At 61.4% G+C, this 14781-nt stretch carries 15 protein-coding genes; 2 read left to right on the top strand and 13 right to left on the bottom strand.

Annotation, left to right across the window (positions count from 1 at the left end; translation table 11 throughout):
• Window positions 1–26 precede the first annotated feature (26 nt).
• Together ABT392_RS08070 and ABT392_RS08065 are read left to right on the top strand one after the other, a co-directional pair.
• Window positions 27–596, top strand: a complete 570-nt coding sequence (locus ABT392_RS08070; protein WP_395386077.1) for a hypothetical protein — start codon at window positions 27–29, stop codon at window positions 594–596.
• Window positions 597–882: 286 nt separating this feature from the next.
• Complete coding sequence (locus ABT392_RS08065; RefSeq protein WP_395386078.1) at window positions 883–1200, top strand: copper-binding protein; 318 nt, start codon at window positions 883–885, stop codon at window positions 1198–1200.
• Window positions 1201–1363: 163 nt separating this feature from the next.
• On the opposite strand, the gene ABT392_RS08060 is transcribed toward ABT392_RS08065, so the two are convergent.
• From ABT392_RS08060 to ABT392_RS08000, 13 genes are all read right to left on the bottom strand, one after another.
• Window positions 1364–1774 carry a hypothetical protein gene (locus ABT392_RS08060; protein ID WP_395386079.1) on the bottom strand — a complete coding sequence of 137 codons (411 nt, stop codon included), beginning with the start codon at window positions 1772–1774 and terminating at the stop codon, window positions 1364–1366.
• A 3-nt stretch (window positions 1775–1777) separates the two neighbouring features.
• Window positions 1778–2818, bottom strand: a complete 1041-nt coding sequence (locus tag ABT392_RS08055) for a DNA-binding protein (RefSeq protein WP_395386081.1) — start codon at window positions 2816–2818, stop codon at window positions 1778–1780.
• 220 nt (window positions 2819–3038) lie between these two features.
• A protein-coding gene (locus ABT392_RS08050; RefSeq protein ID WP_395386082.1) for an IS3 family transposase occupies window positions 3039–4141 on the bottom strand; the annotation gives its coding sequence in 2 pieces (ribosomal slippage) (window positions 3039–3883 and window positions 3883–4141; 1104 coding nt in all).
• 285 nt (window positions 4142–4426) lie between these two features.
• Window positions 4427–4930: a GNAT family N-acetyltransferase gene (locus ABT392_RS08045; protein ID WP_464970981.1), complete on the bottom strand. Its 504-nt coding sequence runs from the start codon at window positions 4928–4930 to the stop codon at window positions 4427–4429.
• A gap of 215 nt (window positions 4931–5145) precedes the next feature.
• On the bottom strand, window positions 5146–5673 hold the full coding sequence (locus ABT392_RS08040; protein ID WP_395386084.1) for a DUF6624 domain-containing protein: 528 nt from the start codon (window positions 5671–5673) through the stop codon (window positions 5146–5148).
• A 274-nt stretch (window positions 5674–5947) separates the two neighbouring features.
• Window positions 5948–6235, bottom strand: a complete 288-nt coding sequence (locus ABT392_RS08035; protein WP_395386085.1) for a hypothetical protein — start codon at window positions 6233–6235, stop codon at window positions 5948–5950.
• 600 nt (window positions 6236–6835) lie between these two features.
• The gene (locus tag ABT392_RS08030; RefSeq protein WP_395386086.1) at window positions 6836–7588 is read right to left on the bottom strand and encodes a ZIP family metal transporter; all 753 of its coding nucleotides are present in this window, start codon (window positions 7586–7588) and stop codon (window positions 6836–6838) included.
• Complete coding sequence (locus ABT392_RS08025; RefSeq protein WP_395386087.1) at window positions 7585–8070, bottom strand: DUF6328 family protein; 486 nt, start codon at window positions 8068–8070, stop codon at window positions 7585–7587. Before ABT392_RS08025 ends, ABT392_RS08030 begins: the two co-directional genes overlap by 4 nt.
• A 7-nt stretch (window positions 8071–8077) precedes the next feature.
• A complete protein-coding gene (locus ABT392_RS08020; protein ID WP_395386088.1) occupies window positions 8078–10699 on the bottom strand; it encodes a heavy metal translocating P-type ATPase in 2622 nt (873 codons plus the stop codon).
• A gap of 231 nt (window positions 10700–10930) precedes the next feature.
• Complete coding sequence (locus ABT392_RS08015) at window positions 10931–12265, bottom strand: heavy metal sensor histidine kinase (protein WP_395386089.1); 1335 nt, start codon at window positions 12263–12265, stop codon at window positions 10931–10933.
• Entirely contained in the window at window positions 12262–12945 is a 684-nt protein-coding gene (locus tag ABT392_RS08010; RefSeq protein ID WP_395386090.1) for a heavy metal response regulator transcription factor, read from the bottom strand. Before ABT392_RS08010 ends, ABT392_RS08015 begins: the two co-directional genes overlap by 4 nt.
• 323 nt (window positions 12946–13268) lie before the next feature.
• On the bottom strand, window positions 13269–13844 hold the full coding sequence (locus ABT392_RS08005; RefSeq protein WP_395386091.1) for a hypothetical protein: 576 nt from the start codon (window positions 13842–13844) through the stop codon (window positions 13269–13271).
• 9 nt (window positions 13845–13853) lie between these two features.
• Entirely contained in the window at window positions 13854–14780 is a 927-nt protein-coding gene (locus ABT392_RS08000; protein ID WP_347610439.1) for a cation diffusion facilitator family transporter, read from the bottom strand.
• Window position 14781: the final 1 nt, after the last annotated feature.

The following is a 14781-nucleotide window of genomic DNA, read 5'->3' as shown; positions in this document are numbered from 1 at the left end:
AAAAGTGACCAAAGACAGGGGCTTGCGTGGCTAAACTGGGCAGGTTCGACAATGCATCGATCAGGGAGAAAGCAAGCATGGACCAACGAGTCATCGGCGTGCCAACGCGGCTCTGCGCATGGCTGAGCCTGATCTGCTTGGGGCTGGGGCAGCCGGCCCCGGTAAAGGCCTTCGACGCGGGCGATCGGCGACCGGTGGCTTCGGCCGAAGCCGACCGGCGCGTCTGGTTGCGAGCCGTGATGCACTTTGATCTGACCGGGCAGGCCCGAGTGGTGGAGTTTCGCAATATCGACGGGCAGGTGCCTGCCGGTTTCATCGAAGTTCTTCAGCAGCGCTTGCTCAACGTGAAGCTGCAGCCGCCTGTGATCGGCGAGCAGGCCGTTGATTGGCGCACCGGCGCCATGGTGGAAGTGGAGATTCAGCGCAAGGACGACGGCGCCGGCCAGCTCACCATCAAGCAGCTTCGCTTTGCACCTTTGCTTGTGCGCCAGGTGCTGCAGGATCTGCCGCGTGCGCTGTCCGCGGCCCGGGCCTACGACCACCAGTTCATGAGGGTCGGCCGGCATTCATGCAATTCCACGCTAAATCGAGCGTAAGTATTTGTCGGGCTTAGGAAATTTAGAAATTCTGAGCCCCCCTTGGATCGGATGCCAAGTCGGGATGATGTTGGTTTGCAGGACCGCCGACATGGTGAAGGCCTTCAGGAGGCGACCTGCTTAGCGGAAACTTTTCACATTAAGATACCGCACGAGGGGCATCGCGGCCCGCGTCTGCTATCGCAGCTTGATCTCATCATCCACCGCTGGGTCGCGCGCAACCGACGTCGTACGCTCAGGGGTCGTTTTGTTCACGGGGATATCTTTCACATAAGGCCACGTCCACATGCTGAACCGCCGTCATCTGCTAGGAAGCCTGGTTGCTGCCGCCGTAACGCTGATCAGCTCGGCGGGCGTGGCCGAGCCGCTAGCCTCCGATCCCATCCGAGGCGAAGTCGTCAAGATCGATCAGGAGCGCGGAACGGTGGAACTGAAGCATGAACCGATTCCCTACCTGCACTTGCCTGCAAAGCGCACCATCTTCCGCTACCACAACCCAAACGTTGTGCTGCGGGCAAAAAACGGAGATCGCGTTATCTTCCGCGCGGACCGGTATGACGGCACACTTGTCGTGACAGGTCCGATGATCCCGTTACCGAAGTAGCCAGTCTTTCAGAAAACTCCGCGAGGCCGCCATCGCCTCGACTGTTGGGACCGATCAAAGTTTGACTATTGGGTCAACAAATCTGATTCGCCCCGTCTTATGCGCCTGGCTACCAGTGCTCTGCCAACTGGATGCATGCAAGTCGTCTGGGAATTTCAGAAATTCAGAACATTGGACCGTGGCCTTGCGCCAGTTTCAGTTCATGGCGAACCTTGTTGGCCAGGTCGGCGATCAGGCGAACGGCTGCCTTCGTGGTGAGATCCGAGCGACTACCGACAATGAGCGTACCGGCCTTGCGGCACTGGGCACACAACACATCGGCCGCTCCCAGGATTTCTGCGTCGGCCCGCTCCATGGCCACGGTCATCCGCAGGATTTGAAGCAACCGGTCAATCTCTGCCAATTGGTTGCCCAACTGCCTCTGCCAGGGTTTCGCACGCGACAGCCCACGGCCAATCAGTGTCACGAGTTCATCCAGGTCGCCAATTGACTTGGCCACCGCAGCCAGGGCCGCCGGTGCGTCAGCTGGGCCGCCGACCATCTGGTCGGGATCGGTACTGAAGTTCGTTGCCATACCCTAAGTCGTCGTGCCGGTCTTGCCCCGCGCCCTGCCCGTGGCCGGCGCACTGCTGACTTGGCTGATGCGCGAGAGTACTTCCCGGACCAGTTGTTCCTGGGACTGCGCTGAGGCGTTCGCCGCAGCCAGCAGCCGCTCGAGCTCCGCATTGCGCTGCTCCAGTTCGCCTGACCGTGCCCGGAGCGTTTCGTACTGCTGACTGGCTTGCAGCGCCTGTGCACGCAGATCATCGACCGCTTGGGTCTGTACGGCCAGCCTCTCGGCCGCCGACTTGAGTTCTCGCAGTTGCTCGTCGACTTGGCGGCGTTCAGCGCGGGCGCCAGCGAGCAGCGCAAGCGCATCCACCTTCTCTTGCAATGCGGTCCGAAGCTCGCCTTGCTTGCCGGTCAGCACTTCTGTTGCCGTCGCCACTTCGCGTTGCAGGTACTGAAGCTGCTGCTCGTGCTGCCGAGCCTCACGGTCGCGCTGCTCCTTCGACGCGACGCGGAAGTGCTCAAGGGATTCGCGCGCGTGGACGTGCTTTTCTTCCAGCGATATCGCATGGCCCTGGGCGGCCTTCAATTGCTCCTGGAGGCTAGCCAGCTGCGTGCTGGTCTCCCGATGCACGAGCCTCAGCTCTGCCAAGTCGGCTTCGGTGCGTTGCCGCGCCGCCTTCTCTTGCGACAGCTCCACTTGGCTGCGCTCGGCCTCGGTGCGAAAGGCCTTGGCTTCCCCTCTTGCCGTCGTCAACGCTTCGTTGAGCCGACGCACCTCGTCAGCATGACCCGCCTTGAGCACGTGGATGCGCTCCTGAGACTCGAACTCCAGACGGGAAGCGATGTTGGTGACGAAGGCCTGCAGCTCGTCGCTGATGGAGCCCTGTGGCAAGCCAGAGCCGCCCTCGTCAGCCTCGATTTCCTTCAGGAACCTAAAGATGGTCGCCTTGGACCCGGTGTTCCCGAGTTCGATCCGGATGGAGTCGATGGACGGATGCTTGCCGGCCCGCATCACCGCCAGCCGCGCTCGTTGGACTTCACCCTTGCTGATGCCTGGTCGCGCCATGTCTGCCACCAATTTCGTATGTGTTACGTATCGCCAGTGTTACGTACCACGTAAGTTGCGTCAAGTTGGAAAAATGAACGTACTTTTGAGATTGCTTAATATGTTGTTATTCAACGCGATGGCTAATGGTGGTGAGCATCGGTAGTTTGAAGGGGAAAAATACCAAAGTAATAGAGCTACCCGTGATTTGACCTGATCGGCTTAATCGAGACAGTTATTCCTAGAAGACGGCGGGTTGCAGGTCTTGGCGGAGTTGCTGCTTGAACTCCACCGGGGTCAAGTATTGCAGGCTGCTGTGGGGGCGGATCTCGTTGTAGTGGTTGCGCCAGGTTTCGATGATCACGGCGGCCTCGCGGCGCGAGCGGAACCACTCGATGGACAGGCACTCGTCGCGGAACTTGCCGTTGAAGCTCTCGTCGGTGCCGTTCTGCCAGGGCTTGCCGGGATCGTTGAGCACGGTGGCGATGCCGGCGCCCGAGATCCATTCCAGGATGGCCTGGCTGACAAACTCCGGCCCGTTGTCAGAGCGCATGAACAGCGGCGCCCCGTGCAGGCTGACCAAACGCGACAGCACCTCGATCACTCGCTTGGAGCGGATGGCTCCAGCCACGTCGATGGCCAGGCACTCGCGGGTGTACTCGTCCACGACCGTCAGGCACTTGATCTGCTGGCCGCTGGCCGTGGTGTCGAAGACGAAGTCATAGGCCCAGACCATGTTGGCTTTGAACGGGGTGTGGATACGAGGCCGCACCGACGCGATGCGCTTGCGTGGCCGCTTCCTGGGCACCAGCAGGCCCGCCTGGCGCCACAGCCGATGCGTGCGCGACCAACTCAGCTCGAAGCCCTTGCGGCGCAGGAACACGCGGATGCGGCGGTAGCCGTAGCGCGGGTACTGGGCCGAGAGTTCCTTCATCGCCGCGAGAACCGGCGCATCCTTGGCCGGCATGCGCAGCTCGTAGCTGGGCGTGGCACGCGACATGCCGATGAGCCCGCAAGCTCGGCGCAGACTCAGGCCCCGTGCGCGCACGAAGGCCAGTTGTTCGCGTCGAGCCAGCGGGCTCACCATTTTTTTGCGTTGAGCTCCTTCAGGATCGCGTTGTCCAGCGCGGCTTCAGCCAGCAGCTTCTTGAGCCGGCTGTTCTCAAGCTCCAAGGCCTTGAGCCGCTTGACGTCGGCCACGTCCAATTGGCCGAAGTGCTTGCGCCAAGCGTAAATCGTGGGTGCGCTGACCTTGTGCTTCTTGGCTACCTCGGCCACCGTGGTGCGGTCCGCTTCGCGCAGGATCGCGACCATCTGCTCTTCGGTGAATCGACTCTTCTTCATAGGCTCCTCTTCGGGCGGGAGCCATCTTCCTAGATATCAATGTCTCGGAGAATCCGGGCAGGTCAGATTCACCAGCGTCGTGCAGGCTTCGACTGCTCCCACTACGGCTGGAATCGAAGTCCAAAACTCTTCATTGAAGAATTCTCGACGGCTGGGCACTGGCCGGGCCCGCCGGTAGTCGCAGCAGTAGCCCCGGCACAGCTGCGGACCTTGGAAGGTTGCGCCATGGACCGTGATGGCTCAACACGACGAGCATTCGCTCTCGTCATTTGATGTCCAGAATCCTTAGGTCGCCGACCGCTTCTCGGAGCGGCATGGCCTGCCACTAGAGTGGCCACCACGAACATCCGCTATCAGCGGGATGGTAGGGCGCTCGTAGAGGGCCACATGCCATTCATTGACCTGGCGAAAGCCGCAATGCCGGAAGCCAACCCGCTCATAGAAGTTCCGCAACTGCGCTCGCTCCGAAGAGCAATCAAGTCTCAACCACTCGCGTCCATCGCGCCTCGCCAAGTCGGCCGCATAGTCGATGAGCGCAGTTGAAATGCCCCGCCCCGACCAGCTCCTCGCTACAGCTAGGCGGTGGATGAAGGAGGAACTGTTTGATGCAACGTCTGGCCAGAACAGTTCATCGCTGGTTTGGTACTTCACGACTCCAACAGGAATCATGCCCATTCGTGCGACAAGGAAACTTCCCATCTCAACATCAGGTGCAACTCGCTCGACTGAGACTTCGTGGCTCAGCCACATCTCATGTCCGCATACGCGGAGCCATTCCGCCGCCTCCATCAGAAGGCCGGAAACAATCGGTGCCTCGTCGGAAGCAGCTGGGGCAATGGCGATTCGCATTGGCGGTCTAGCGCAATTTGTGCCCATCACAATGGCACGACCTGGATTTCCTTTCCAGCGGACTTGCCCGTAAGCGCCAGGCTTGCTGGTCGCCCGCAGCTACGGTAAGGTGAACGAGTAACACCGTGCCAGCATGTTCGACCAACAGGAGCAGTTCATGGAGCCGGTCGTTCCACTGTGCGGCACTTTTCCGGCAGCATAGTGGCGCGCACCTGTGCCACGTAGCTACTCAATGGGTCCATACCGACCTCCTTGCGTCGAATGTCAACCTTGAGCTGGCTGTCGATCGGAAGAAGTTCGATCGAACACTCACCGTTCACCTCAAGTTGCGTGCCATAGAGTTGCCGTTGGCCTGTCCCGATGGCAATTCGGTCTTCCAGGTAAGCGAGATGGATCGCGGGCGCACCTCCTCGCAACACCTGGCGTTTGAGCAGACTGCTCGCCATCTGCTGGAACGGACGATCCTGGTCGGCATGCTGCACTAAGGACCAGACCATCCCCTCCGTTGCTTCGCCGACCTTCCTGGCATCGGGCCACCCACAGCGCTGCAGCCACGAGCGCAGGTGCGCCGTGTTCTGTCTATCAACGACCATGATCCGGTCTGCGGCCTTGACCGCTTCTGGCGATTTGGGATCTACCTCATAGGGGTAAGCGGCGCGCACCGCATTACCGACTTGGTACATGACAGCCAAGTCTGCTAAGGAGGCGCAGCTTGCCGGACCGCGCGAATCTGAGGCGCTGGCTATTGCCCAGGATGCGAGTAGCATCCCTCCAAGTGCTAACCGGCGAAGTTCAAACATGAAGAGCCTTTCTCTGCAGGGTTGTGCAATGCAAGGAGCGTCGCTCGTCTGAAATTTCGCAACCGCCAACGTCGGCCACTTTTGGTTTCTCAGATGCAGCCTTTGTGACGGCTTCGTTCAGCTGTTCAGATTGACTCGAGCATGTGCTCAGCGCGGCTCAGGCCAACTCGGGTGAGTCCGCACCTTCGAAGTCTCGAAGTACGTTTTCCGGAAGCATGTCGTCGAAGCTCTCCGGCACGATGAGCTTTCCCTCATGAATTCCCACGCGCCGTTCTGGCTCGAAAAAGCCAAGCGCGCTCCGAGAATCTGCCTCCACCAGCCGTTCAAAATCAGGACATGCGAACTCATGTCCTATTGGGGGCATCTCGTCCCAGAGTCGATCCTCAAGCAAGCAGCATGCATTGCGTTCAAGCAACGCAGCAACGATGTCGTCGACAGTGTTCAAGTGTCAGCCAAATTTCCGCCAACACAAAGCTCCAATGGTCGACGTGCGGCGTTCAAGGGGGAGCGATGGTCTTGCTCAACTCGGCAGTGAAAGTCTGGCGGCGCAAGTAGTTGGAAGTTTGGCGGCAAAACAATACCGGTATGGCCCCCAGCTGGAATGTGTATGCCGGACCGTTGTCGATATCGACAACCTTGTCGGCCGCTGCCACGCGCTATGCCTTGTCAAACAGTTGCTTGTCCACGAGGTGGCACGTCGCCTGCCCTTAACTTCCACGACAAGGTGCCTGCGACGCCCGCTGGCAACATTTTCAATGTCAGACAGCCCCGCATGGAGTCGAAGATGAATCCTCAAGCCCCGAGCCCAGGTTCTGTGCCTGGAGATCACGAGAAATCCCCCGTCAAGCTTCCGACAGAGCCCGACAAGCCTTCGGACGCGCCGGCTGTTCCGCAGCCTGAGGACAGTCCGGGCCACGCCAACGCCAAGACGCAGCCAGATCGACGCGCTCAAAGCCTCGAGGATCCCCACGCCGACGGCAGCGATCGAGCGAGCGAAACCGAATCCCCTCGCGGACCGGGGCCGTGAGTCAGTGCCGATCCCTGCTCACACCATCATTTCGATCGTCAACAGCGCCAGGAAACCCACAAAAAACATCGACGTCAACACCGGTGTCTCGTCGACCTCATGTGCCTCGGTCAGTAGTTCTTCGGTGACCAGGTAAAGCAGCGCCGCGACACCAAATGACAGTACGCCATCCAGCACGATGGGGCTGGCTGCGGCCAGGAAGTACGCCCCGATGCCCGCGCCCGCGGTGAGCAGCACCGCGAAGGAAATCGTGGTTGCCAGCACCAGTCTGCCGGCCCTCGGCCCGCGCATCGCTGCTGCCGTGGCTACCCCAAGGAAAAGTACTTCAAGCGTCATCGCAATAGTGATGAGGAGGCCTTGCCGCTCCCCGGCCGCAAAGCTCACACCGATCAGCAAGCCATCCAGCGAAATGTCCAGCGCTGACGCCAGCAGCAGGCTGGTGGGTAGCCCTGACTGGGGTGTTTCTTCCCCTGGCTCCTCGCGCTCTTCCAGCCGCTTGGCCAGCGCCTTGAGCAGCAGCATGGCGACCACGCCCAGTGCAAAGCCCCCGAAGGTGACCCACGGCAGGCGCCGGTGGATGACGTCCGGCAGCAGTTCCGTCGCGAGCGCCGCGAACAGCACGCCGGCTGCAATGTGTTGAACGGCACTTTGTACCTTCGGCCCTGGCGTTCGCACCACGGCCACGACGCCGCCCAGTACCACAGCGGCAGCCGGCACCGCCGCGCACATCATGACGCCGAGCAGCGACAGCGGCTGCGGCTGCGCGCTCATGCAGCCTGCCTTCGGTTCCAGGCCAGCGGCACTAGCAACCACATCGTACTGATGAGCGCACCGACGACGCCGGCGGCCACATTGCCGACGGCGTGGCCAAGCACTTCGGACAGCACGAACTGGGTTGCCAGTACCAGCGCAGCCGCCAGCAAAGCCGCGCCGACCAGCATCTGCTTGCTGGCGCGCGCCTTGAAGCTGGCACGCTGGCGCAATGGCCGCATCAACCGGTGCTGGACCGCAGGCGCGGTGAAGAGCACCAGGCTCGCGACCGACAGCATGAACGTCGCCAAGAAGACGTTCTTTTCCGCCTGGACGATGCTGCGGAATCCGGGTGCAAAGGGAACCGCGATCAGGAACGCGGACAGCAGCTGGGCGGTCGGCAGCAGCACTCGCAACTCGCCCAGCATGTCCGTCAAGTCGCCGTCGTCATCAATGGCCCGCGCAGCCTGTGCCGGCGGCTGTCCGTTGTCGTTCGAGGTCATGGCCGCCTCACGCCGCCTTCGCGGACTCGCCGGCTGGCTCGCCCGGCTTCGTGCTCTTGTCGAATGGCTTGTAGGCCAGCAAACGCAGCGCGTTGATGACCACCAGCAACGTGGACCCCTCATGGAAGATCACGGCGGTCCCCATGTTCAACCCCAGGATCGTGGCCGGAATCAGAACGGCAACGACGCCCAAGCTCACCCACAGGTTCTGCTTGATGATCCGGCTCGTGCTTCGCGACAGGCCCACTGCAAACGGCAGTTGCGCCAAGTCGTCTGCCATCAGTGCCACGTCGGCGGTTTCCAGGGCCACATCGGATCCGGCGGCGCCCATCGCGATGCCCACAGTTGCATTGGCCATGGCGGGCGCATCATTGACGCCGTCGCCCACCATTGCAACCTTGCCGTGCTCGGTGCGAAGCTTCTTGATCTCCTCGACCTTCTGCTCGGGCATCAGGTCACCGCGAGCCTCGGTGAGGCCCACGGTCTGCGCCACAGCCTCGGCGACCTTCTGGTTGTCGCCAGAGATCATGATGAGCCGCTCGATGCCGAGCTTGCGCAGCTCGCCCATCACCTGACCGGCGACAGGGCGCGGCGTGTCCATGACGCCGATGACACCCAAGAAGCGCCCGCCCTTACGCACGATCATGGTCGTGCGCCCAGCGGCCACGAGCTTGGCGTTCGCCTCGTCGACGTCCCCCGGCACCTTGGAATCCGGCAGCTCAGTGAACAGGACCGGCTTCCCGATATGCACCGTCTCTCCGCCCATCTGGGCCTGCACGCCGCGGCCGGTGATGCCCTTGACGTCGGAGGCCTGCAGAAGCTCTACCTTGTCGCCCAGCCGCTCCTTGGCGCCGCTGACGATCGCGGCCGCCAGTGGGTGGTCGCTGTGTTCTTCCACGGCAAGCGCTACTGCCAGCAGCTCGGCCTCGGGCACCCCTTGAGCTGGAACCGCGTCGGTGAGCTTGGGCTTGCCCTCAGTCAGCGTGCCAGTCTTGTCGAAAGCGATGGATGTGAGCGTGCCAAGGTTCTCCAAGGGTCCGCCGCCCTTGACGAGCACGCCGCCGCGCGCGGCTCGCGCCACTCCACTGAGAACCGCGCTGGGCACCGAGATCGCAAGCGCGCAAGGACTGGCTGCAACCAGCACAGCCATCGCCCGATAGAAGGTTGCTGAGAACGGCTCATCGATCACGAGCCCGGCGAACATCAGCAGCACGACCAGTGCGAGCACCGCAGGTACAAAAATGCGCTCGAACTTCTCAGTGAACTGCTGGGTGGGCGAGCGTTGAGCTTCTGCCTCGGTCACCATCTTGACCACGCGAGCCATCGTCGATTGGTCTGACTTGCGAGCCACCATCACCTCAATGGCGCCAGCGCCATTGATCGTGCCCGCAAACACCCGGTTCTCCGCCGGCAAGCGCTCGAATCCCTCGATTGCTGCTTGCCCGTTCTCCACCGGCTTCTTGTCGACAGGCACGCTCTCCCCAGTGACAGGTGCCTGGTTGATGCTCGAGGTCCCCACGACGACTGCGCCATCTGCCGGCAGGCGTTCATTTGGCTTCACGATCACGACGTCGCCCACTAGCAGCTGGCTCAAAGGAACGACTTCGGCACCCGTGCCGCGGCGGACCGTGGCGGTTTCAGGTGCCAGCTTGGCCAAGGCCTCAATGGCGCGCCGAGCACGACCCATTGCATAGTGCTCCAGCGAGTGTCCAAGGCTGAACAAGAAGAGCAGCAGCGCTCCTTCGCCCCATTCGCCCAAAGCCGCGGCACCGGCAGCAGCGACGAGCATGAGGGTATCGATCTCAAAGCGCCGAGCGCGCAAGTTCTCGATGGCCTCTTTGACCGTGAAGAAGCCGCCAAAGACGTAGGAGGCAGCGTAAAGAGCAGTCGGCAGCCAGCTAGGGAACAGCATGCTTCGACCACACAGCCATCCAGCCAGAAGCAGCCCGCCAGCGATTGCAGCAAAGATGACCTCGGACTTCTCGCCGAAGGGGCCGCCATGGTCATGGCCTTCTTCACCCTCGCCGTGGTCTTTGTCGTGTCTGTGGCCCTTATGGTCCTTGTTGTCCTCTTTGCGATCGTCTTCTTGATCGTGGCCATTGCCGTGGTCGTGGCCGTCCCCGGCGTCAGCCTGGCGAACCGTCGACGAGCTGCCGACCCCGCCCGAACGCTTCTCAACAGCGCTTACGGCAACGCCAAGTGCATTGAGCCTCTTGTGCATGTCTGCAAGATCGACTGCGGTTCGGTCGTACTCGATGCGCATGGCACCGGCTGCCGACACTTCGGCTTCGATTACGCCGGTCAGCGCACGAAGCTGGCTGGCAATGCGTTCGGCCGCACGCGCATGCAACGGGCCGGGCACCGTGCCCACAAAGTGCGCATACCTGTCAGTGATCTCAAGACCTGAAGAGATCACCAGCTCACGCAGCCTGGCCACCGAGATCACCTCAGGGTCGTAGTGGACGCAGAGCTGCGGCTTGCCTTCATCCACGCCGACCACATGGGCCTGCGCGACGCCGGGTCGTCCGGTCATGCGCTCTTGCAACCGGATGACGCAGACATCCTGGGCATCCGGAATGTCTGGTAGCAGCAGAGGCAGATCCAGGCGAAGCTTCTGAGATTGGCTCATTGCGATTTCACTTTCCTAGATAGGTCGGCAACTGGGCACTCGTCGGAACACAGGCGGACAAGGCTCAAGATCAATCCACTTGGTTCTCGTGTTCTTGTAAGCAGGGCAGTTCATTGCGAAGCTCATGACAAAAGAAGGCCGCAAAACACGGGTCTGCGTTTGCTGCGCGGCAAGGCTGGGCACAACTAATCAGGCGCCGTCCGCCGGCGTACTTGCGATAAATAAGCAGGGTCACCTCACTGGCATTTCGATACCGATTCGGGTGACCCCTGCCTCTGACTCGGCGACGGCCTCTCCGCCGTGCATCTGCGCGATCGCAGCAACGATGGACAGGCCCAACCCATGATTCATGTCGCCATGCGCACGCGCGGGGTCGCCGCGATAGAAGCGATCGAACACACGCGGCAAGTGGTCCGGTTCGATGGTCGGGCCGCGGTTAAGCACCACCAGTCGAACGGCGCCTGAGGGTACCTGCTCGATGTTGACAAGTACCTTGCTGCCCGGTGTCGCGTAACGTGTGGCGTTGCCCAGCAAGTTCGACAAGGCACGACGAAGCAGACCTGCATCGAACATGCCCGATGCATCGCCGATGACTTCGGCTCTCAACGAGGCCTCTTGCATCGCGGGCTCGTGGAACTCCACCACGTCGTTCGCCAATGACGCCAGGCTCAGCACTTCGGAGCGGCGTGCGCTAGAGCCTTGATCGGCATGCGACAGAAACAGCATGTCCTTGACGATGCCAGCGATGCGGTGAAGATCTTCCAGATTCGAGGCAAGTACCTCGCGCAAGTCGTCCACCGAGCGCGACTTGCGCAGGGCCACCTCACAGCTGCTGATCAGGGTCGCCAGGGGCGTGTTGAGCTCGTGCGCGACGTCAGCATTGAATCCCTCCATCCTGTGATATGCGTGGTTCAAGCGCTCAAGCAGCGCATTGAATTGCTCGATCAAGGGCTGTAGTTCACGAGGCTGCTCGGAGCCGTCCAAGCGCTTGTCAAGTTGGCTGGCCGTCAGTTGGCGAGTCTGTTCGACGAGGTGTCGCAGCGGAGCGAGTCCCAGTCGCACCAGCCAAATACATCCAATGGAGACGGCAGCGGTGCCGATGACAGCGGCGGCGAGCAGCGTGATGGCGAGTTGCCGCAGCAAGACTTCATCGGCGCGCGTGCTCAGCGTCAACTCGGCCTGAGCGACACCCCGAGGATCGTCCGGAACCACCACTTCGAAGTGGCGCTTCTTGAAGGGGGGCAGCATTGGCTGTGCAGAAGATGATGCGTACAGCGAGTGGCCAGTTTTCTCGAGCAGACGCAAGGCGAGTTCTTCATGCCCGGCCAGAAAATCATTGAGTTGATGTTTGAGCCGCGGATCACCCACCGGCACGCGCCCCTCCTGGAGCAAGTGCTTCACCATCGCGCTCTTCTGATTCAGTGTGTCGTCCTGCCGGTTGCTCAGAGTTGCCGCCGTGACGATGTAAACGGCTGTACAAACGAGGCCCAGACCTATGAAGGTCTGCAGGGCCAACCAACGCGACAGGCGCTGGCGAAGCGCAACGGCAGAACGCTGCGCCGTCATTGGCGCGCTTCCAGCACATAGCCCATGCCCCGGACTGTGTGCAGCAGCGGACGCTCAAACGGCGAGTCCAGCTTGTTGCGCAGGCGCCGAACGGCGACTTCGACCACGTTGGTCTCGCTGTCGAAGTGCATGTCCCAGACTTGCTCGGCCAACTCGGTTCTGGACAGCACCTCACCTTGACGCCGCAGTAGCAGACTAAGCAGGTTGAATTCTTTCACGGTGAGGTCCAGACGCTGACCCGCGCGCGTGGCCTTGCGCCGGATCAGATCGACATCAAGGTCCGCCAGGTGAAGCACTGTCGGCTCGGCGTCTGTGCGCGATGGCTGACTCCTGCGTAGCAGCACCTGAATACGCGCCACCAGCTCGGAAAATGCAAACGGCTTGACCAAGTAGTCATCCGCCCCAGTCTGCAAACCCTTGACTCGGTCCTCGACCTGTCCTCGGGCGGTGAGCATCAGCACCGGCGTCTGCTTGCTCTGTCTCAATGCGGTCAGAACCGCCAAACCATCGATGCCGGGCAGCATGCCGTCCAGGAGGAGCAGGTCGTAGTCCCCCGTCGAGGCCAGATGCAGGCCGTCGATACCAGTATGGGCAAGGTCCACAACATAGCCCTCCTCACTCAAGCCCTTGTGCAGGTACTCGGCAAGCTTGATTTCATCTTCGATGACTAGCAGCTTCATTTCGACATTGTTACGTCAGGGTCTTCGCCGCGAATGACAAACTTGTCATCTGGGCGGGCAGATCCAGCGCGCTCGCCGTGAGTTTCTGGAATTGGCGACATCGCTATCTTCGCTTGCGATTCTTCCTGCTTCGTGCTCGGTCACGCGCGCGGTTTTGGGCACGGCGCAGCTCGCGGATTTTTCGATTGCGGAAATGAAGGTAGACGAAATAGGCGATGCCCACGACCAAGCCGATCACGACGGCAGTGACCATTAAGGTAACCATGCTGGGGTGCTTGTCGCGCCAATGGGTCAAGTCATGAGTCATGTACCGATCAACCGATTCACGTGGAAGCGGGGCGTCGCACGTCAAGGTCTGCGATCACTCGGCTGTCCAGCGCGAGGCATGCCATGTTTTCCTTCTCAATCAGCCGCCAGTTGTAGCGGCCGTGCGAAGTCCAAAATCCAGAGCTGCGGTACAGCTCGATGAAGCGAACGCTGCCAGCCTGCCCCTCGATCTCTAGCGCCGCTTCCTCGCCCTGCCATGACAGCAAGAGCCGGTGCCTACCTGACGAGAGGCGCAGCCTGGCCATCGAAAACGGCGGAACCGTCAAACTGCGAAGTCCGTCAATTGACATGGGTACGGCACCGCCCACATCGCCAATACGTCTTCGGATCAGGTAGACGGAGATCGCATCGGCGACGGGCCCGAGTTCCCGGATGTCCCGCTCGGCCTCGACCGAAGGTGCCAGCGCATCACTGCAGATCAAGCGGCGCGGGCGCTGCAGCACCAAGCATGCTTGGCCGCTGGCATTGAGCTTACGTGGCGGTTGGCTGGCGCACCCGCCCAGGAAGACGACCGAACTCCATGCGCCCAAGCTGCCGCATGCTCTCAGGATCCATGAACGTCGTTGCCACATGAGGTTCTCCTAGCTGGTTTGCCGAACGGCGGGCTGGTAGGTGTGCGCTGCCTCAGCCTCTTCGCAAGACTTCGATTCGAGCTGCAAGGTGACATGATGGATCCCGAAATCACGGGACAAGAGGACATGGAGCGTGACCAGCAGGTTGTCCGCGTCGACCCTGTTGCGGTCGTAGACGATATGGCTCGTAAGGGTGTGCTTGCCGCTGCTCAGAGACCAAATGTGCAGGTCGTGCAGGTCTGTCACACCGCCGCACGTCCGAACGGCCTGCTCGATCTTGACCAGGTCAACGCCCTCGGGAACACCTTCGAGCAGGATGTTCAACGCATCCCTTAGCAGGATCCATGTCCGCGGCAGAACCCACAGTCCGATGCCGATGGCAACCACCGTGTCAACCCACACCCAGCCGGTGTAGCGGATCAGGACCGCGGCAGCGATCACGCCCAGCGAGCCGAGCATGTCGCTCCAGACCTCCAGGTAGGCACCCTTGAGGTTGAGGCTTTCATCTTTGCCGCTGCTGAGCAGCCGCATGCTGACCAGGTTGATCAGCAAGCCAAGCACCGCCACGATCAGCATGCCGGTGGTTTGAACCTCCGCCGGGTGGTTGAATCGCTGCCAGGCCTCATAGAGGATGTACAGGGCGACGGCGAACAACAGCATGGCGTTGAACGCTGCGGCCAGGATCTCGAAGCGGTAGTAGCCATAGGTGCGCCGACCGTCGGCGGGACGGCGACCAAAGCGCACGGCCGCCAGGGCCACACCCAAGGCGGCGGCGTCCGTAAACATGTGTGCAGCGTCGGCCAGCAAGGCCAGGCTGGCAAGCATCACGCCCGCGACTACTTCGGCGACCAGGAATGTGGAGGTGAGTGCGAGCGCTACCCATAGGGTGGCTTCGTTCTTGTTCGCAGGCACAGCGTGGGAATGCTTGTCGCTCATC

The organism is Paucibacter sp. JuS9, assembly GCF_044043925.2.
Classification (GTDB): Bacteria; Pseudomonadota; Gammaproteobacteria; order Burkholderiales; family Burkholderiaceae_C; genus JAUASW01.
Note: the sequence above shows the minus strand (reverse complement) of the source record. Positions and strands in the feature narration are given on the sequence as shown.

Coding starts and splice junctions, on each gene's coding strand:
- ABT392_RS08065 (WP_395386078.1), top strand. CDS start 883: ATGCTGAACCGCCGTCATCTGCTAGGAAGCCTGGTTGCTGCCGCCGTA.
- ABT392_RS08040 (WP_395386084.1), bottom strand. CDS start 5,673: ATGTACCAAGTCGGTAATGCGGTGCGCGCCGCTTACCCCTATGAGGTA.
- ABT392_RS08025 (WP_395386087.1), bottom strand. CDS start 8,070: ATGACCTCGAACGACAACGGACAGCCGCCGGCACAGGCTGCGCGGGCC.
- ABT392_RS08015 (WP_395386089.1), bottom strand. CDS start 12,265: ATGACGGCGCAGCGTTCTGCCGTTGCGCTTCGCCAGCGCCTGTCGCGT.
- ABT392_RS08000 (WP_347610439.1), bottom strand. CDS start 14,780: ATGAGCGACAAGCATTCCCACGCTGTGCCTGCGAACAAGAACGAAGCC.
- ABT392_RS08030 (WP_395386086.1), bottom strand. CDS start 7,588: ATGAGCGCGCAGCCGCAGCCGCTGTCGCTGCTCGGCGTCATGATGTGC.
- ABT392_RS08060 (WP_395386079.1), bottom strand. CDS start 1,774: ATGGCAACGAACTTCAGTACCGATCCCGACCAGATGGTCGGCGGCCCA.
- ABT392_RS08005 (WP_395386091.1), bottom strand. CDS start 13,844: ATGTGGCAACGACGTTCATGGATCCTGAGAGCATGCGGCAGCTTGGGC.
- ABT392_RS08045 (WP_464970981.1), bottom strand. CDS start 4,930: ATGGAGGCGGCGGAATGGCTCCGCGTATGCGGACATGAGATGTGGCTG.
- ABT392_RS08055 (WP_395386081.1), bottom strand. CDS start 2,818: ATGGCGCGACCAGGCATCAGCAAGGGTGAAGTCCAACGAGCGCGGCTG.
- ABT392_RS08020 (WP_395386088.1), bottom strand. CDS start 10,699: ATGAGCCAATCTCAGAAGCTTCGCCTGGATCTGCCTCTGCTGCTACCA.
- ABT392_RS08010 (WP_395386090.1), bottom strand. CDS start 12,945: ATGAAGCTGCTAGTCATCGAAGATGAAATCAAGCTTGCCGAGTACCTG.